General features: G+C 72.3%; 16 protein-coding genes and 1 pseudogene. 6 read left to right on the top strand and 11 right to left on the bottom strand.

Translation table 11 applies throughout. The features are described 5' to 3' along the window. Window positions 1-51: 51 nt before the first annotated feature. The 4 genes from ABD355_RS05245 to ABD355_RS05230 form a co-directional block, all read right to left on the bottom strand. Window positions 52-975, bottom strand: coding sequence for a sirohydrochlorin chelatase (locus tag ABD355_RS05245; RefSeq protein ID WP_344398856.1), 924 nt, complete (start codon window positions 973-975; stop codon window positions 52-54). A gap of 119 nt (window positions 976-1,094) precedes the next feature. After that, window positions 1,095-2,054: an N-acetylglucosamine kinase gene (locus tag ABD355_RS05240; protein ID WP_344399047.1), complete on the bottom strand. Its 960-nt coding sequence runs from the start codon at window positions 2,052-2,054 to the stop codon at window positions 1,095-1,097. Between the two features lie 65 nt (window positions 2,055-2,119). Then, window positions 2,120-2,797, bottom strand: coding sequence for a uracil-DNA glycosylase (locus ABD355_RS05235; protein ID WP_344398855.1), 678 nt, complete (start codon window positions 2,795-2,797; stop codon window positions 2,120-2,122). 73 nt (window positions 2,798-2,870) lie between these two features. After that, window positions 2,871-3,956, bottom strand: coding sequence for a WD40/YVTN/BNR-like repeat-containing protein (locus ABD355_RS05230; protein WP_344398854.1), 1,086 nt, complete (start codon window positions 3,954-3,956; stop codon window positions 2,871-2,873). Between the two features lie 279 nt (window positions 3,957-4,235). Here ABD355_RS05230 and ABD355_RS05225 point away from each other — a divergent pair, with 279 nt between their 5' ends. Both ABD355_RS05225 and ABD355_RS05220 read left to right on the top strand, forming a co-directional pair. Next, a complete protein-coding gene (locus ABD355_RS05225) occupies window positions 4,236-4,820 on the top strand; it encodes an Rv1733c family protein (RefSeq protein ID WP_344398853.1) in 585 nt (194 codons plus the stop codon). Between the two features lie 218 nt (window positions 4,821-5,038). Beyond that, window positions 5,039-5,866, top strand: a complete 828-nt coding sequence (locus ABD355_RS05220; protein WP_344398852.1) for an MIP/aquaporin family protein — start codon at window positions 5,039-5,041, stop codon at window positions 5,864-5,866. Window positions 5,867-5,919: 53 nt separating this feature from the next. Here ABD355_RS05220 and ABD355_RS05215 read toward each other — a convergent pair whose 3' ends face one another. Further along, the gene (locus ABD355_RS05215) at window positions 5,920-6,114 is read right to left on the bottom strand and encodes a hypothetical protein (RefSeq protein ID WP_344398851.1); all 195 of its coding nucleotides are present in this window, start codon (window positions 6,112-6,114) and stop codon (window positions 5,920-5,922) included. A gap of 16 nt (window positions 6,115-6,130) precedes the next feature. Between ABD355_RS05215 and ABD355_RS05210 the strand changes: the two genes are divergently transcribed. Then, the gene (locus ABD355_RS05210; RefSeq protein ID WP_344398850.1) at window positions 6,131-7,258 is read left to right on the top strand and encodes an MFS transporter; all 1,128 of its coding nucleotides are present in this window, start codon (window positions 6,131-6,133) and stop codon (window positions 7,256-7,258) included. 56 nt (window positions 7,259-7,314) lie between these two features. Here ABD355_RS05210 and ABD355_RS05205 read toward each other — a convergent pair whose 3' ends face one another. The 6 genes from ABD355_RS05205 to ABD355_RS05180 all read right to left on the bottom strand — a co-directional run bounded on the left by ABD355_RS05205 (window position 7,315) and on the right by ABD355_RS05180 (window position 14,468). After that, window positions 7,315-9,198 carry a phospholipase C gene (locus tag ABD355_RS05205; RefSeq protein ID WP_344398848.1) on the bottom strand — a complete coding sequence of 628 codons (1,884 nt, stop codon included), beginning with the start codon at window positions 9,196-9,198 and terminating at the stop codon, window positions 7,315-7,317. A 205-nt stretch (window positions 9,199-9,403) separates the two neighbouring features. Then, a complete protein-coding gene (gene efeB, locus ABD355_RS05200; RefSeq protein ID WP_344398847.1) occupies window positions 9,404-10,627 on the bottom strand; it encodes an iron uptake transporter deferrochelatase/peroxidase subunit in 1,224 nt (407 codons plus the stop codon). Further along, complete coding sequence (locus tag ABD355_RS05195; protein ID WP_344398846.1) at window positions 10,624-10,824, bottom strand: hypothetical protein; 201 nt, start codon at window positions 10,822-10,824, stop codon at window positions 10,624-10,626. The genes efeB and ABD355_RS05195 overlap by 4 nt, the downstream gene beginning before the upstream one ends. Continuing rightward, window positions 10,821-11,357, bottom strand: coding sequence for a hypothetical protein (locus ABD355_RS05190; RefSeq protein WP_344398845.1), 537 nt, complete (start codon window positions 11,355-11,357; stop codon window positions 10,821-10,823). The genes ABD355_RS05195 and ABD355_RS05190 overlap by 4 nt, the downstream gene beginning before the upstream one ends. After that, the gene (locus tag ABD355_RS05185) at window positions 11,354-12,583 is read right to left on the bottom strand and encodes an EfeM/EfeO family lipoprotein (RefSeq protein ID WP_344398844.1); all 1,230 of its coding nucleotides are present in this window, start codon (window positions 12,581-12,583) and stop codon (window positions 11,354-11,356) included. Before ABD355_RS05185 ends, ABD355_RS05190 begins: the two co-directional genes overlap by 4 nt. 202 nt (window positions 12,584-12,785) lie before the next feature. Next, window positions 12,786-14,468, bottom strand: a complete 1,683-nt coding sequence (locus tag ABD355_RS05180) for a DNA alkylation response protein (RefSeq protein ID WP_344398843.1) — start codon at window positions 14,466-14,468, stop codon at window positions 12,786-12,788. Between the two features lie 72 nt (window positions 14,469-14,540). Here ABD355_RS05180 and ABD355_RS05175 point away from each other — a divergent pair, with 72 nt between their 5' ends. The 3 genes and pseudogenes from ABD355_RS05175 to ABD355_RS05165 all read left to right on the top strand — a co-directional run bounded on the left by ABD355_RS05175 (window position 14,541) and on the right by ABD355_RS05165 (window position 16,355). Continuing rightward, on the top strand, window positions 14,541-15,299 hold the full coding sequence (locus ABD355_RS05175; RefSeq protein ID WP_344398842.1) for a PaaX family transcriptional regulator C-terminal domain-containing protein: 759 nt from the start codon (window positions 14,541-14,543) through the stop codon (window positions 15,297-15,299). 36 nt (window positions 15,300-15,335) lie between these two features. Continuing rightward, window positions 15,336-15,628 (top strand): annotated as a pseudogene (locus ABD355_RS05170) (cellulose binding domain-containing protein); the annotation flags it as partial. A 196-nt stretch (window positions 15,629-15,824) separates the two neighbouring features. Continuing rightward, window positions 15,825-16,355 (top strand): hypothetical protein, encoded by a 531-nt coding sequence (locus ABD355_RS05165; RefSeq protein WP_344398841.1) that lies wholly within the window; start codon window positions 15,825-15,827, stop codon window positions 16,353-16,355. The last annotated feature ends 7 nt before the right edge of the window (window positions 16,356-16,362 follow it).

Raw genomic sequence — 16,362 nt, 5'->3', positions numbered from 1 at the left:
GAGCGGGCCCCTCGCCGTAAGTGATTTTGAGCAGCAGCGCTGCCGCACGCCTCAGCGAACCGGCGTCCCCTGCGGCTGCGGCGGAGCGATACCCAGCGCCGTCGTGTACTTGGCCAGCGCGAGCTTGCCGATCGCCGGGTACGGGCCGAGCGCCTCGGCGGCGGAGCAGCCCGCCTCCTTGGCCGCCTCCTCGACCAGGCCCGCGTCGATCTCCGGCCCTATCAGGTACGGCGCGAGCGCCAGCTGCTGCGAACCCGAGCCGCGCAACTGCTCGGCGACGGCCGCGATCGAGCCGTCCTGGTCCAGCGCCGCCGCCATCACCGGCACGGCGAGACGCGCCGCGAGCAGCATGCCGGTGATCCCGGCCGCCTGAACGGCCTCGTCGCCGCCCACCGAGGCCAGGATGATGCCGTCCGCCGCGGTCGCCACGGTGAACAGGCGGGCGCGGTCGGCGCGGGCGAGACCCGCCTCCGACAGGCGCACGTGCAGCGCCTCGGCGAGCAGCGGGTGCGGGCCCAGCACGTCGGTGAGGTCGGCCGCGACGCGGCTGTCCATCACGGCCTGGCGGATGCGGCGCAGCAGCGCGCCGTCGGGGCCGGCCAGCAGCGGCACGACGACGGCGACCGGGCCGTCCGGCTCCTTGACGTCCAGGCCGGCGGCGCGGGCGTGCTCGAAGCGGGCCGCACGCTCCTCGGAGGCGTGCGCGAGCACGGCCTGCAGCGTGGGGAACTCCGCCTCGTCCCCGTCCAGGTACCCGATCCGCGCATCGAGGCCGGGCAGCTCGGAGCGGGCGATGCTCACGACCTCCTCGGCGAGGCTGCGCGTGGGGGCGCCGGGAGTGCCCGGCACCGCGAGGACGAGCGCGGGCGCGCCCTCAGGAGCCGCCAGCGGCTCGGGTCGGCGGTGCCGCCCGGGCTGGCGAGGTCGCGGCATTCGTACTGGCAGGCCGGACGCGGGCCCAGTGGGGGAGCTCATGGCGACGCATGTTACTGGCTTCCTGGGCTCCCCTGTTCGGGGAGGGTGCAGGTGAGCGGTTTCTGTCCCATTTTGTCTGATGAGTTACATACGGATCAGAAGCTTGTGGCGTACGGAGATCAGCCGTCGTCGCCGGTCATCACGCTCAGCATCGCTTCATCACCCGGGAGAGTGAGCGTTCCCGCCGCGAGATCGTCGGCGATACGCACCGAACCGGCCAGCGGATCGCCGGCGGCCGGCACCACCGGTGCATGCGGCAGCCGTTGCGACAGCTCTTCCGTGAGGGGGGCGAGCAGAGGGTCGCCCATCTTGAACAGGCCGCCGGTCAGGGCCACTTGAACGTCTCCCGCGGGCGGACAGACCGCGGCCGCGGACTCCGCCATGTGCCGGGCCGCCGCGCGCAGGATGCCCGCGGCGACCGGGTCGCCGCCGGTGCAGGCGGCCACCTGGGGTGCGAAGGAGGCGAGCACGGCGGGCCGGTCCGGCCGCGGGTAGAGCCTGCCCGGCAGCCCCGGCAGCGGACCGAACATCTCCTCGGCACGGGCCAGCAACCCGGGCGAACCGCCGGGTCTTCCGTCGAACGCGCGCAGGGCCGCCTCCAGCCCGGCCCGCCCGATCCAGGCGCCGCTGCCGCAGTCGCCCAGCAGATGTCCCCAGCCGTCCGCGCGGCGCCAGCGCGTCAGGTCGGTACCGACGGCGATCAGGCCCGTCCCGGCCGCGACCACGGCGCCCGGGCGTGGCCCGAGGGCGCCGACATAGGCGCTGACGGCGTCGGCGGCGAGGGCGACGGAGCGGATGCCGAACTCCCGGCCCAGCGCGCCGGGGAGTTCGGCACGCAGGGCATCGCCGAGGGAGGCGAGCCCGGCGGCCCCAACGACGGCCGTACGCAGTGCGGAGACACCGGTCTCTGCGATCAACGCGCGTACCATCGGCACGAGTTGGGCCATGAGATGGTCCGGATCGATCCCCCGGACTCCGGTGCGCACCGGCTCCCGGGACTCCCGCTGGGCCGGCGGACCGTCGTCCGTGCGCTTGACGACGACCCGCAGACCTGAGCCCCCCGAGTCGACCGCGAGGATTCCGGTCGTGCCCGCCCGCGCTCGGTGCCCCGCCGCGCCCGTGCCCGGTCCGTCCCCCGCACCGCTCACGGCAGGCGCCAGTCCACCGGCTGCCCGCCCTGTCTGATCAGCAGGTCGTTGGCCCGGCTGAAGGGACGCGAGCCGAAGAAGCCGCGGTCGGCCGACATCGGGGACGGGTGGGCCGACTCCACCGAGGGGAGGCTGCCGAGCAGCGGCCGCAGATTGCGGGCGTCCCGGCCCCACAGGATGGACACCAGAGGCTTTCCGCGCCCGGCGAGGGCGCGAATGGCCTGTTCGGTGACCTCCTCCCAGCCCTTTCCGCGGTGCGCGCCCGGCTTGCGCGGGGCGGTGGTGAGCGCCCTGTTCAGCAGCAGCACGCCCTGCTGCGTCCACGGCGTCAGATCCCCGTTGGACGGCTGGGGCAGGCCCAGGTCGGTGCTCAACTCCCGGTAGATGTTGAGGAGACTGCCGGGCAGCGGACGCACCTCGGGCGCCACCGAGAACGACAGCCCCACGGCGTGCCCCGGCGTGGGATACGGGTCCTGGCCGACGATCAGGACGCGTACCTCGTCGAAGGGTTGCTGGAAGGCCCGCAGAACATTCGCTCCCGCCGGAAGGTAGGTGCGCCCGGCGGAGATCTCCGCGCGCAGGAAGTCCCCCATCTCGGCGATCCGTCCGGCCACCGGTTCCAGGGCCTTCGCCCAGCCCGCTTCGACGATTTCATGCAACGGTCGTGGTGCCACGGGCGTCACCCTACTGCCGTAAGGGCAGCGGAGATCAACCGGTGGCCAAGGCCGTGCGCTCCCCCCGCAGCACTCATCCGATCACCGCGGCCCGCACGCACAGCACATCCGGCAGATGCGAGGCCAACTGCCGCCAGCTGTCGCCGTCGTCGGCGGACGCATACACCTCGCCGTTGCGGTTGCCGAAGTACACTCCCGCAGGGTCCGCGCCGTCCGTGCACAGCGCGTCGCGCAGCACCGTGCCGTAGTGGTCCTCCTGCGGCAGGCCCGCCGACAACGGCTCCCAGCTCTTGCCCGCGTCGGCCGTGCGGAAGACCCGGCAGCGGTGACCGGCGGGCACCCGGTCCGCGTCCGCGTTGATCGGGAACACATACGCCGTGTCGCCGCGGTGCGGGTGGGCGGCCGCGGCGAAGCCGAAGGTGGACGGCAGCCCTTCACCGATGTCGCTCCAGTGCCCGCCCGCGTCGTCGCTGCGGTACACGCCCCAGTGGTTCTGCAGATACAGCCGGTCCGGGTTGGCCGCGTCCCGCGCGACCTTGTGCACGCACTGCCCGAACTCCGGGTTCGGATCCGGCAGGAACACCGCGGAGACACCGGAGTTGGACGGTGTCCAACTGGCCCCGCCGTCAGTGGTCCTGAACACCCCCGCCGTCGAGACGGCGACCGTCACCGCCCGCGGGTCACGCTTGTCGGTGAGCACGGTGTGCAGCCCCTCACCGCCGCCGCCCGGCACCCACTTCGAGCGCGTGGGGTGCTCCCACAGGGGGCGCACCAGCTCGAAGGTCTCCCCGCGGTCCTCCGAGCGGTACAGAGCGGCCGGCTCCGTGCCCGCGTACACGACGTCCTGTTCCGCGGCCGCCGGATGCAGCTGCCACACCCGCTCCAGCGAAGCCCCGGTGTCCTTGGGGAACTTGACGGCCGGCCGGGCGGGTTCCGTCCAGGTGCGGCCCAGGTCGTCGGAGTGGAACACGGACGGGCCCCAGTGGGCGCTGTCGCCGCCGGCCAGCAGACGCGGACGGTCGCCGCGAGTGTCGATCGCGACCGAGTACACGGCCTGCGCGTTGAAGTAGGGAGTCTCGTCGAACTCCCATGCGCCACCTCGCCGACGCCCGATGAACAGGCCTTTGCGTGTGCCCACGGCGAGCAGTACCTCGGTCATGCCGAATCACCTCCGCTGTGTCTGTGACCGCTCTGTCCCAGACATCGGCCAGTCTGCACCCCACCACTGACAGTCACCTCTGGATCGGCATCGCGGCAGGTCAAAGCGGTGTCGGCGGATCGAGAGGCGATAGCGGGCCCCGTTTGTGAAGACGCCTGCGCGAGCGGGGTGACGCATGCGACCGTCGAGTCGGTGGAGTCGACCTGAGTATCCGGCGGTCTTCGCCCGTATGGGAGGGAGGTTCCGGATGATCGTGCGCTCATGAGGAGGATGCCTTCGATGGCGTTCCGTGGTCCCAAGGTGTGGCTGTGGCGCTGGCGGCGCAATCCGCTGAGGCGTCGCGCCGACGCGGTGGAGGCGTGGGTCGTTCTCGGTACCTGGCTGGTCACCGTCCTGGTCGGTGTGCTCGCGGGTCTGGCGGCCACCAGGTCCGTCGAGGACGGTCTGGCCCGCGAGCGCGCAGAGTGGCGGCAGGTTGCGGCGCGGCTGACGGAGAAGGCGCCCGGTTCGGCCTCCGACCACCCCGCCACGTTCAGCGGCGACCGGGTGTGGGGAAACGTGCGCTGGACCGCCCCGGACGGCACCACGCACACCGGTCAGGTCCGGGTCGGCCCCGGCAGCAGCGCCGGCACGGCGGTCACCGTCTGGAGCGACCTGCAGGGCCACCTCGTCTCCCGGCCCGCCACCGCCGCCCAGGCCCAGCTGCGGTCCTCGCTGATCGGCGCCCTGGTGGGCATGAGCGCCGCTGCGGTGCCCTTCGTCGGCGGGCGCGTCCTGTGCGGCCGCCTTGAACGCCGCCGCATGTCGCAGTGGGACACGGAGTGGGCCCGCTTCGGACCGCTGTGGGGGCGCAAGACGAGCTGACGAGGACGCCTGCCGACAGAACCGCCGGGAGTCGTCGCGCTGCGGGTTCACGGTCCCTGTGCCATCGTCGTAGGTGACGCCCCCGAGGCGGCACACACAGGCGTTGCCTCAGGGCGGAAGTGGTGGCGGTTACTCCAGTTGATGCTGGGCCCCTGGACGCCTCGCGTCGGACAACTACCCTCGCGGACACAACCATTTCTGGCGGAAGGCGGTGCCTCATGGCGGAGCAGACTTCCAGAAGGGAACTGGTCGGCGAACTGTCGGCGGAGTTCCTGGGCACCATGATCCTGATCCTCTTCGGCTGCGGTGTGGTCGCCCAGGTCGTGGCGGCCGGGATCGGTGATCACGACAGCATCGCCTGGGCCTGGGGCCTCGGCGTCACCATGGGCGTCTACGTCGCCGCCCGGCTCAGCGGCGCCCACATCAACCCCGCCGTCACCCTGGCCCTGGCCTGCTTCAAGGGCTTCGAGTGGAAGAAGGTCGGGCCCTACGTCGTGGCGCAGACCGCGGGCGCTTTCGTCGCCGCGCTGCTGGTGCGCTGGAACTACACCGAGGTCCTCGCCAAGACCGACCCAGGCCACACGATCAAGACACAGGGGGTCTTCTCCACCCTCCCCGGCAACGGCGCCCTGCCGGTGAGCGAACTCGGCGCCCTGCGCGACCAGGTGATCGGCACCGCCATCCTGGTCCTGGTCATCTTTGCCATCACCGACCTGCTCAACACCCCGCCCGGCGCCAACCTGGCCCCGCTCATCATCGGTCTCCTGGTGGTGGCGATCGGCATGGCCTGGGGTACCGACGCCGGCTACGCCATCAACCCGGCCCGTGACTTCGGGCCGCGGCTCGCCAGCTTCATCACCGGGTACGGGACCGCCTGGCGGGATCAGTACGGCAACATCTACTTCTGGGTGCCGATCGTCGGGCCCCTGGTCGGCGGCGTGGTCGGTGCCGCCATCTACAAGCTGTTCATCTCGCCGTATCTGACCGGCGAGGAGCCGCAGGAGCCGGGCCGGGTCCCGACACCGGACGGCGAACACATGGACTAGCGGGAACGGCCCGTATCGAGCCGGGCGGGCGGCGGCCTTCACCAGAGGGTCCGTCACTTGCCCGGCCGCTCTCCGCCCGACCGAGTGCGGTTACCGTCGTACGCAGCGGTGTGCGCCCGTTCGCGCAGGGCGACGAAGTCCCGCACGCCGGGCGAGGAGCACCACGGCATGGCCGGGTGGGGGAGCAGGACTACGCCGACGGCCCAGGCCGCCGGGCCGGGGATGCGGCCGTGGCGGTTCGTCGTCACGTTCGGCACGGTCAGCATGCTGGCCGACTTCGTCTACGAGGGCGCCCGTTCCGTCACCGGCCCGCTGCTCGCCTCGCTCGGCGCGTCCGCCCTGGTCGTCGGCGTGGTCACCGGCGTCGGCGAGGCCGCCGCTCTGGTGCTGCGGCTGGCCTCAGGGCCGCTGACCGACCGCACCCGCCGCTTCTGGGCGTGGACGATCGCCGGATACACGCTCACGGTGGTCTCCGTGCCGGTGCTCGGACTGGCCGGGGTGCTGTGGCTGGCGAGCGCGCTGGTGATCGCCGAACGCGTGGGCAAGGCGGTGCGCTCCCCGGCCAAGGATACGCTGCTGTCGCACGCCACCGCCGCCACCGGGCGCGGCCGCGGGTTCGCCGTCCACGAGGCGATGGACCAGATCGGAGCGCTGATCGGCCCCCTGGTGGTGGCCGGGGTGCTGGCCGCGACCGGCGACGACTACGCGCCCGCGCTGGGCGTCCTGGCCGCCCCCGGCGTCGCCGTACTGGCCCTGCTGGTGTGGCTGCGTCACCGGGTGCCGGATCCGGCCGCCTACGAACCGGAGCCGGAACGCGCGGTGGCCGTGGAACAGGCGGGCAGGGCGCGGCTGCCGCGCAGCTTCTGGGTGTATGCCGCCTTCACGGCCGCGACGCTGGCCGGCTTCGCGACCTTCGGCGTGCTCTCCTACCACCTGGTCCAGCGGCATCTGCTGCCCACCGCCGCGGTGCCCGTGCTGTACGCCGCCGCCATGGGCGTCGACGCTCTCGCCGCGCTGGCCACCGGCTGGGCCTACGACCGGTACGGCGCCCGCACGCTGGCCGTACTGCCCGTCCTCGCCGCCGGTGTGCCCCTGCTCGCCTTCACCGACACCGTCGGCCTGACCGTGGCCGGCGCGCTGCTGTGGGGCGCCGCCATGGGCGTACAGGAGTCGACCCTGCGGGCCACCGTCGCCGACCTCGTCCCGCCCGGTCGCCGCGCCACCGCGTACGGCCTGTTCGCCGCCGTCATCGGCGCGGCCACGCTGATCGGCGGCATCCTCGCGGGAGCCCTGTATTCCCGCTCGATCCCGGCGCTGATCATCGTCACCGTGGCCATCCAGGCCCTGGCGCTGGTGCTGCTCGCCGTCACCCGTCCGGGGCGTACGTCCTGACACGCGCGGACGGTCCGCGGGGCGAGTGCCCAGCGGACCGTCCGGTGCAGACTCTCCTAGCTCGCGATGTGCCCGATGCGACGCTTGCGGCGGTGCAGGGCGAACGCGGTGCCGGTGGCACCCGCGGTGAGCAGACCCGCGGCCAGGGCTATCGGGAGCGCCGGGGAGGCCGAACCGGTGTCGGCGACGTTCTGCGCCTTGAGGTCCTGGACGTAGGGCGGGTAGGCGCCCTGCGTGGAGACGGCGGTGACCGTCCCGCTGTGGTGCGGGATGCCCTTCACGGACTTGACGGAGCCGTCCGTGTTCAGCAGCACCTGCTTGTTGTTGGGGTGCTTGAAGTCGAACAGGCCGCTCAGGCTGCCGGAGCGCCGGTCGAAGGAGGCGTCACCGATGCGGCCCGTGTGCCAGTTGTTCTCGATGAACCGGGTGATCGACGCCTGCTCGGTGGCGGTGTGGTCGATCGAGTTGACCCTGCTGTACGGGGAGATGACCAGCAGCGGCTGCCGGGTGCCGGGGCCGCAGCGGTCCGCGTAACCGCCGGCCGCGGCCGGACCGGACTGGCAGGCCGGGCTGTCCAGGGCCTTGCCGTTGGAGCCGACCGTGGCGTCCTTGGAGCCGTTGAGCACCTTGGCGGCCACGTGGTCGTACCAGCCGTCGGAGTCGTCGTAGGCGACCACGACCGCGGTGGACTTCCACTGCGGCGACTGCTGCAGCGCGTTGATCTCCTTGACCAGGAAGTGCTGCTCGTCGATCGGGTCCGAGTAGCCGGCGTGACCGTCCTGGTACTCGGCCGCCTTCAGGAAGCTGACCGCGGGCAGGCGGCCGGCCTGGAGGGCGGCGTCGAAGTCCGTCAGGTCGTAGTTGTGGTTGGCCCGGCCGGCGTGTCCGATCTCGGCGATGCTCTTGGGGGCCAGGTGGTGCGGGTTGGACGTCGACTTGTAGTACTCGAACGGCGAGTGGTGCGGGCTGTAGTCCACCGAGGCCGCGCCGCCGACGTTGGCGTGGGTGGTGCCGCCGCACTTGGCGTAGTCGCCCTGCTTGCCGTCCCAGGCGGTGCTGGGGCGGAAGCCGCCCTGGAACCAACCCCAGCTCACGCCCCGGGAGTTGAGCAGGTCACCGATGTTCTTGCCCTGCATGACCGCCAGCGCGTTGGTCGACGTGTGGTCCTTGTCGGAGCAGTCGTCGAAGGCCGGGTCCGGGTCGTTGACCAGCGTGCCGACACCCTTGGCGTCGGGAGAGAGGACCGTGTACGGGTCCGGCTTCGAGGTCTGCTTCGGGTCCTCCGTGCCCGAGGCCGGGTCGACGGAGATCACGCCGTGCGTCTGGCCGGAGATCAGGTTGAGCGCGCCGGGCGTGGAGGGCCCGTAGACCGAGCTGAACGACTTGTCGTTCAGCGCGTAGTGCTGGGCGTAGTTCCACAGCGCCGTGACGGTGTTGCCGTCGTAGTAGTCCATCACCAGGCCGGGCTCGCCGAAGAGCCCGCTGCACTTGTTGACCTCGGTGTTCTCGACGTACTTGTCGGCCTTGCCGCCGTCGGCCGCGTACTGCTCGGGGCCGTAGGAATGGTTCTGGTCGCAGGTCATGGCCTGCGAACTGGCCAGCCGCTTGGGCTTGTAGAGGTTCGGGTTGTTCTTCAGGAGCCCCGCGTTGAGGAGGTTGTCGGCCTTCGGGGTGTGCGGCGCCGCCTTGAAGGGGGTGCCGTCGGTGTTGGCGGCCTTCGGGTAGGTGGCGAAGTAGTGGTCGAACGAGTTGTTCTCGTCGTAGATCACCACCAGGTGCTTGATCGGGGTCGCGGTGTGCGCGCCGGAGGGGACCTGAACGCCGGAGGCCGCCGAGGCGGGGACAGCACCGCCCGCGCTCGCCAGGGCGGCCGCACCGAGCAGGGCGCCTACGCGCGTCAACCCGCGCCGCGCCCTTGGGGTTCTACCTGTGCCGATCATGCTGTCTCGCCTTCCGGAAGCACCGAATTCCACTGCAATTCCATCGAATCCACTGCCACGGAATCCGTGGCCATGGCATCTACGGCTGGATCCTGGGCAATGGTGGCGGCGGGGCGGGGGAGTGGCAATGACGCGTCAGCGAATCTTCGGTCAGGAAATCCTCATCGTCTCTTGGCATGCTCTTGACCGGAGGGGTGGGGCGGGGTCAGGTCAGCAGGGCGCGCCCCAGCCAGTCGGAGCCGTCCCGGACGCCGGGCAGGGCGAAGAAGTAGCCACCGCCGAACGGGGTGATGTAGTCGACCAGCGGCTCGCCGGCCAGCCGCTTCTGCACCGTCTCGAACTGGCGGGCGAGGTCCTGCTGGTAGCAGCAGAACAGCAGGCCCATGTCCAGGTTGCCGTTGCTGTCCGTACCGCGGTCGTAGTTGTAGCCGCGCCGCAGGATGCGCTGGTCGTCGGTGGCGCCGGTGCGCGGATTGGCCCGCCGGATGTGGCTGTCCAGGGGGATCACATCGCCCTGGGGATCCTGCGGGTAGTTGGGAGCGTCGGTCTCGTGGCGTCCGTCCAGGGGTGCGCCGGTGTCCCGGGCGCGGCCGAACATCCGCTCCTGCTCGGTGATCGAGACCCGGTCCCAGAACTCCACCAGCATGCGGATCAGGCGTACGACCTGATAGCTCCCGCCCACGGCCCAGTCGGGCTCGCCGGTGCCGCTGCCCACCCACACCAGGCGGTCCATCGTCCGGGCGTCGCGCCGGTCGGGATTGGCGATGCCGTCCTTGAAGCCCATGTGGTTGCGGGGCGTGCCCGAAGGGCGGGGCGGGCTGATGAAGCCGTCCATGCGCCAGCGCACCTGCATGCCACCGCGGGTGTGCCGGGTCAGGTCGCGCAGGGCGTGCAGCACGGTGTCCTGGTTGGCGGCGCACAGTTGCACGCTCAGATCGCCGTGGCACCAGGCGGCATCCAGGTCGTCGTCGGGGAACGACGGCATCGTGGTGAGCCGGTGCGGCCTGCGGGAGCCCAGGCCGTAACGGTCGTCGAAGAGCGAGGCGCCGACGCCCACGGTGACGGTCAGGGCGTCCGCGGGGACGTCCGGGCCGAGGGTGCCGGAGTCGGCGGGCGGCCCGGTGATGCCCAGCTCCTCCGGGCTGCCACCGGCCGTGAGGAACCGCGCCCTGTCGGTCAACGTACGCAACAAATCGGTCAGTTCGCCCCGGTTCTCCGCGGTCGCGTCGAAGGCCACGAACGCCGTGGCCCGCTGCGCCGGAGTGACGATGCCCGCCTGGTGCCGGCCGTGAAAGGCCACCCCCCCACCCTCACGGACCGGGCCGGCGGCGGACGCAACCTGACGGTCGGCGCCCACAAGCCCGGCCCCGGCAGTGGCGGCCGCGGCGGCCAGGAGGCCGCGGCGTGCGATCTCGGGCGCCGGGGTCACGTGGTCCTCCGTATGCCGCTGGAGGTGGCTTCGGCGGGGGGTCGCTCGCCTGGCGCGCCCAGGTTGGTGCCGATGGTCTTTCGAGGGGTGCGGAGTTGCGCGCCGGCAGAGGCGGTGTGGTGCTCGGCGGCCATGAGCCCGGTCCCGCTCGTGGCGGCCAGGGGGATGTGGGATGCGATGTCGGGCGGCCGGTTCACGTGGTTCTCCGTGGGTTGGCGGGGGAGACGGCTTGGCGGTCGGTGGCCGAGAGGGCGGTTCGGGCCCTGGCGGACGCCGTGGCCAGGAGACCGCGGCGTGCGATGTTGGGCGGCGGGGGCACGCGGCTCTCCGTATCGTCGGTCGGGTGGCCAAGGCGGAGGCGGGCTTGGCGGTCGGTGGTGAAGAGGCCGCGGGGTGCGATCCAGGGTGCCGGCCACGTGATTCTCCGTGTGCCGGCGGATGTGGCTTCGGCGGGGGGTTGCTCGACCGACGCGCCCAGGTGGATGCCGATGGTCTTGCGCCGCGTGCGGAGCCGCGGGTGGAGGCGGTACTGCTGGTCGGCGGCCATGAGCCCGGTCCCGCTCGTGGCGGCCAGGGGGCCGTGGGGTGCGCTGCCGGGCGGCCGGTTCACGTGATTCTCCGGGTGTCGGCGGAGCTGCGCCGGGGCGGACGCGGTCTGGCAGTCGGCGGCCACGAGCCTGGCCACGGCGGCCCGGAGGCCGGGGTTGGTGATGTCCGGCGGCGGGGTCACGCAGTCCTCCGTACGTCCGTGAGCGTGGCCACGGCGGCGAGGTGCTCGGTCAGTTCGCCCAGGTCTGCGTCGAGCTTCTCCCGCTGGGCGCGGGGGAGGCGGTCCAGCGGTGTCCAGTCGCCGTCGTGCTCGGCGGCGTCGAGCGTGTGCCGGGCCCGGGTCATCCAGGAGTCCAGCTCGGACAGGCCCTTGTCGCGGGTCTTCAGCAGTGGACGCAGATAGCCGAGCAGCACGCCGGTGCCGTCGAGGTTGGCGCGGGCGGTGGCCAGATTGGTGCCGCTGCCGTAGTCGGTACGGCCCGTCAGCTCGAACTGCACGGTGTTCTCCAGGATCTCGTGCGCGCGCAGACCGACGTCGGCCGGATCCATCCGCTGGTCGGGCCAGCCGTCACGCAAGGCGTGCACGGCCTTGGCCAGCCGGTCCACAGGCCCGCGCAGGCTGCTCGCCGACTCGCCGTGCCACAGCCCGTACTCGACCCGGTGGAAGCCCGTGAAGCCCGCGTCGTGCACCCCGCCGGACAGGCCCGCCGTGGTCCCGTTGATCGCCGAGTCCGCGTCACCGAAGGTGCCGTAAGCGGCGCCCATCCGCTCGTACACCAGGTGCGCGGGAAGCCAGGCGGCGCGGGCGGCCGAGAGGTCCCCGCGGTCGATCGCATCGCGCAGCGCGTCGGTCCTGTCCGCCAGCTCGACCGTCCGGGCCCCGATCCACTTCTGGTAGGCGAGCGTGGGCGGGATGAGCTGCTGCTGGGTCACCGGGAGGGCAGCCGGACCGCTCCGAACGTTTCCGCCGGTGATGTGGACGGTGGGGCCGGTGACGGCGTCGGCGTCCTCGGGCAGGCACTTGAAGGCGTATGCGCCCTTGCCGAGCGTCACCCGTATCGGGCGCTCGGTGCCCGGGGCCAGCCCCTCGACCTCGCCGTAGACCGCGCCCGTCCTCGCATCGGTCAGATAGACCTCGGCCGCCGAGCCGGAGGTGTTGCGCAGATCGAAGACCTGACGGCCGGGTTCGGGATGCGTCCAGCCGCGGCCGCAGTGGGCGGAGGTGACCTCGACGGCGGTGTGCCGCAGCCCGTCGGCCGCCTTCGGCTGCTGCCGGCCCCCGCCGGAACCACCGGCAGTCAGCACACCTGCCGTCACCGCAGCCGCTGCAGCCAGGGCACCGCCTGCGAGCAGCGCGGTGCGCCGCCGGGCCCGGGGAAGGGGTGGACCGGATGCGGTGTCGGGCATGCCGGCCCTCCTGATAGTCGTACGAACGAGTCGGCGCCGAATGATCCTAAGCAGGCCGCAGGACCGCAACAGCCTTCCTGACCGGTTCCTGACCGGAGGAAGAGCCAGAATTCGGCCAGGGTTCACCCGCCCGTCGGGCAGCGTGGCGGCGTCTCACCTGCGAAGAACCCGGGCCTACGGCGCCTGCGCACCCCGCGTCGTCTCAATCCCCGCCCGGCAGCGCCCGCTCCAGCACGGCGTCCAGATCGGCGGCGTCCGGCAGAGTGCCGAAGGCGTGTCCCCAGTCGCCGCCCAGCCGAGTCGCGCAGAAGGCGTCGGCGACGGCGGGCGGGGCGTGGCGCACCAGGAGCGAGGCCTGCAGGGTGAGGGCCATCAGCTCCACCAGACGGCGGGCGCCGGACTCGGACCCGGTGGCCAGCAGGCCCTCGAGCCGGACCACGGCGGTATCCAGCCGTTCGTCCGCGCCCCGCGCCAGGGCGAGCTCGTCGAAGAGGGCCTGTGCGGTGCCGGGCTCACGCCTCAACGCCCGCAGGACGTCAAGGGCGTTGACGTTCCCGGAGCCCTCCCAGATCGACAGCAGCGGAGCCTCGCGGTAGTGGCGGGGCATGCCCGACTCCTCCACATAGCCGTTGCCGCCGAGGCACTCCAGGGCCTCCGCGGTGAAGGCCGGGCCCCGCTTGGTCACCCAGTACTTGCCGACGGCGGTCGCGATCCGCCGGAACGCCGCCTCCCCCGCGTCCCCGCGCACCGCCCGGTCCGCCGCGCCCGCCAGCCGCAGGGTGAGCGTCGTCGCGGCCTCCGACTCCAGCGCGAGGTCCGCCAGCACATTGCGCATCAGCGGCTGGTCGACGAGGCGCGCCCCGAACGCGCTGCGGTGGCGCACATGGTGCCCCGCCTCGACCAGCGTCTTGCGCATCAGCGTGGCCGACATCATCACGCAGTCGAGCCGGGTGCAGTTGACCATCTCGATGATCGTCTTGACACCGCGGCCCTCCGGCCCGACCAGCCAGCCCACCGTCCCGTCGAACTCCGGTTCGGAGGAGGCGTTGGACCGGTTGCCCAGCTTGTCCTTGAGCCGCTGGATGCGGAAGGTGTTACGGCTCCCGTCGGGCAGGATCCGCGGTACGAGGAAGCACGACAGACCACCTTTGTCCCTGAGAGGGGATGCCTGCGCCAGCACCAGGAAGACGTCGCACATCGGCGCCGACGTGAACCACTTGTGCCCGCGCAGCTGGTACACGCCCGGCTCGGCCGTCGGCCACGCGGTGGTCGTGTTCGTACGGACGTCGGAGCCGCCCTGCTTCTCGGTCATCCCCATGCCGGCGAGCAGACCGCGCTTCTCGGTCGGCACCCGCAGCCCCGGCTCGTACTCCCGGCTGGTCAGCAGCGGTTCGTAGATCTTCGCGAGCTCGGGCTGGGCCCGCAGGGCGGGTACGGCCGCGTAGGTCATCGAGGTGGGGCAGCCGTGCCCGGCGTCGGTGTGTCCCCACACCAGCCCGCCCGCGGTACGGGCGACATGGGCGCCGGGCCGGTCCTCGGCCCAGGGTGTGGCGGCCAGGCCCTCGGCGACCGCGGTCCGCATCAGATGGTGCCAGCTGGGGTGGAAGTCGACCTCGTCGACGCGGTTGCCGTAGCGGTCGTGCGTGCGCAGCACCGGCGCGTGGGCGTTGGCCTGCTCGGCCCACTCCTGCGCCTCGGCACTGCCGGCCCGCAGCCCGAGCCGCCGGACGTCCGCCTCGGCCCATCCTGCGCCCTCCCGGCGCAGGCCCTCCAGCAGGGCCGTGTCCTCGGAGGCGTCGTACGGCGTCAGGGCGGGCGGCTGGTTGGTGACGTCGTGCGTGGCGTACTGCCGGCGGGGCTGCGCGGGCGCGGGTGTCGAGACCATGCAGCCATGTTGCACCTTTTCTGCAACCGTAGCAATGTTGCAACAACAGGTGCGCACGTAAAGTACCTGCCCATGCGGAGGAACATGTCGGCCCAGCCCGGCGAGGTCGACCTGCCGCCGCTGTCCGCGCGGTCGGTGGTGCTGAGCCTGCTGCTGGGCACGCACCCGCCGGAGCTTCCGGTGAAGGAGCTCGTCCGTGCGGTGGAGCCCTTCGGTGTCGGCGGCTCCACGCTGCGTGCCGCGCTCAGCCGGATGGTGGCCGCCGGTGACCTGCGGCGCGCCGACGCCGTCTACCGGCTCAGCGACCGCCTGCTGGCCCGCCAGCGCCGCCAGGACGAGGCGGTGGAGGCCCGCACGCGCGCGTGGGACGGCGACTGGGAGATGGTGGTGATCACGGCGACGGGCCGCGGCCCCGCCGAACGCGCCGACCTGCGCACCCGGTTGACCGCCCTGCGCCTGGCCGAACTCCGCGAGGGCGTCTGGCTGCGCCCCGCGAACCTCAGCCGCTCCCTGCCGGACGACCTGGAGCAGGTGGCCCAGTCCTACACCGCCCGCCCCGCCCGGCCCGCGCACGAACTGGCCGCGCAGCTGTGGCCGCTGGACACCTGGGCCGCCACCGCCCGGTCCCTGCTCGCCCACGTCGCCGAGGCGCACCGTCCGGCGGACCGCTTCACCGCCTTCGCCGCGGTCGTCCGCCACCTGCTCGCCGACCCCGTGCTGCCGCCCGAGCTCCTTCCCGAGGACTGGCCGGGCGCAACGCTGCGTGCCGCGTACGCGGCGTTCCAGGGGGAGATCACCCGATCGATCGGCACTGAATCGATCGGAAGCTGACGCGACGGCGGCCGTACGAAGCGCCGTGCCGAGGCGCTTCGTACGACCGGTCTCACCGTGGGGGCACGGACCTTCTTCGGTTTCGACGGCCCCGGACCCGCCCCCCAAGCCAGCCCGGCGCCTGCAAGGTGACCGTCACCACCAACGCCTGGAACACCGGCCTGACCGCCTCCGTGACGATCACCAACACCGGCACGACGACGATCAACGGCTGGGGCGCCCCCGCCCCGGGCGTGAGCGTCACCATCGGCTACCAGGCCGGCCACACGGGCAACAGCCCGGCCCTGCCCGTCTTCACGCTCAACGGGACGGGCTGCACGAGCAGTTGACGTCCAGAGCCCACGGCGGCCGGGGCGCCGGGCTCCGGCCGCCGTGATCTCCATGTCCGCAGTGGCTCCGAAGTGATCAGCCTCTCCCCGGAGCCGGCAGGAATGTCATCTCGGCACACCGAGGGCGGGTGACGTCGCATTTCGCGGGAACCCGGTGCGCACACGAACGGCGACGTCATACGAGGTGAAGAGAGCTATGGACACGCAGCAAGCGTCGACGACTCTGCTCGAGCCGCTGCGGACCGCGGCCTCGGCGCTGCGCAGGGTGCCCGGTGCGGGAGCCGTGACCAGGGCGGCCGAAGGAGCCCTGGACCGGATCGGAGCCGTCTCGCCGCAAGGGCGGCGGATAGCCGTGTACACCGGAGCCGGAGTGCTCGGCCTCGCCGGTGTCGTCGAGTGGCCGATCGCCCTGACCGGAGCGGCCGTGGCCTGGCTGACCCAGCCGAAGCCGGAGGACGAGCCGAGCACGTCCGGGAGCGGGAGCACGACATCCGGCACCCGCGGCAGGACGACCGCGACACAGACCAAGAAGGCCGCGACACAGACCAAGAAAGCCACGGCAATGGCCAAGAAGGTCACGGCCTCTGCCGGGAAGTCCACGGGCCAGAGCGCGAAATCCAGCGGTCCGGCCAGTAAGTCCACCAGCAGGAAGACGACGTCCGCCGGTCGCGGCAAGTCCGCCGCGCGCACCGGCTCGACGGCCCGCCGCAGCAGCGCAACCGGCTGAGGGTGAG

The organism is Streptomyces longisporus (assembly GCF_039532765.1).
Lineage (GTDB): Bacteria > Actinomycetota > Actinomycetes > Streptomycetales > Streptomycetaceae > Streptomyces > Streptomyces longisporus.
The sequence above is the reverse complement of the archived record's forward strand: the minus strand, read 5'-3'. Positions and strand labels throughout refer to the sequence as shown.

Bases quoted from the DNA above. Each gene is read 5' to 3' on its own strand.
- ABD355_RS05185 (WP_344398844.1), bottom strand. From the start codon at position 12,583: ATGCCCGACACCGCATCCGGTCCACCCCTTCCCCGGGCCCGGCGGCGC.
- ABD355_RS05205 (WP_344398848.1), bottom strand. From the start codon at position 9,198: ATGATCGGCACAGGTAGAACCCCAAGGGCGCGGCGCGGGTTGACGCGC.
- ABD355_RS05175 (WP_344398842.1), top strand. From the start codon at position 14,541: ATGCGGAGGAACATGTCGGCCCAGCCCGGCGAGGTCGACCTGCCGCCG.
- ABD355_RS05165 (WP_344398841.1), top strand. From the start codon at position 15,825: ATGGACACGCAGCAAGCGTCGACGACTCTGCTCGAGCCGCTGCGGACC.
- ABD355_RS05210 (WP_344398850.1), top strand. From the start codon at position 6,131: ATGCTGGCCGACTTCGTCTACGAGGGCGCCCGTTCCGTCACCGGCCCG.
- ABD355_RS05220 (WP_344398852.1), top strand. From the start codon at position 5,039: ATGGCGGAGCAGACTTCCAGAAGGGAACTGGTCGGCGAACTGTCGGCG.
- ABD355_RS05245 (WP_344398856.1), bottom strand. From the start codon at position 975: ATGAGCTCCCCCACTGGGCCCGCGTCCGGCCTGCCAGTACGAATGCCG.
- ABD355_RS05230 (WP_344398854.1), bottom strand. From the start codon at position 3,956: ATGACCGAGGTACTGCTCGCCGTGGGCACACGCAAAGGCCTGTTCATC.
- ABD355_RS05225 (WP_344398853.1), top strand. From the start codon at position 4,236: ATGGCGTTCCGTGGTCCCAAGGTGTGGCTGTGGCGCTGGCGGCGCAAT.
- ABD355_RS05180 (WP_344398843.1), bottom strand. From the start codon at position 14,468: ATGGTCTCGACACCCGCGCCCGCGCAGCCCCGCCGGCAGTACGCCACG.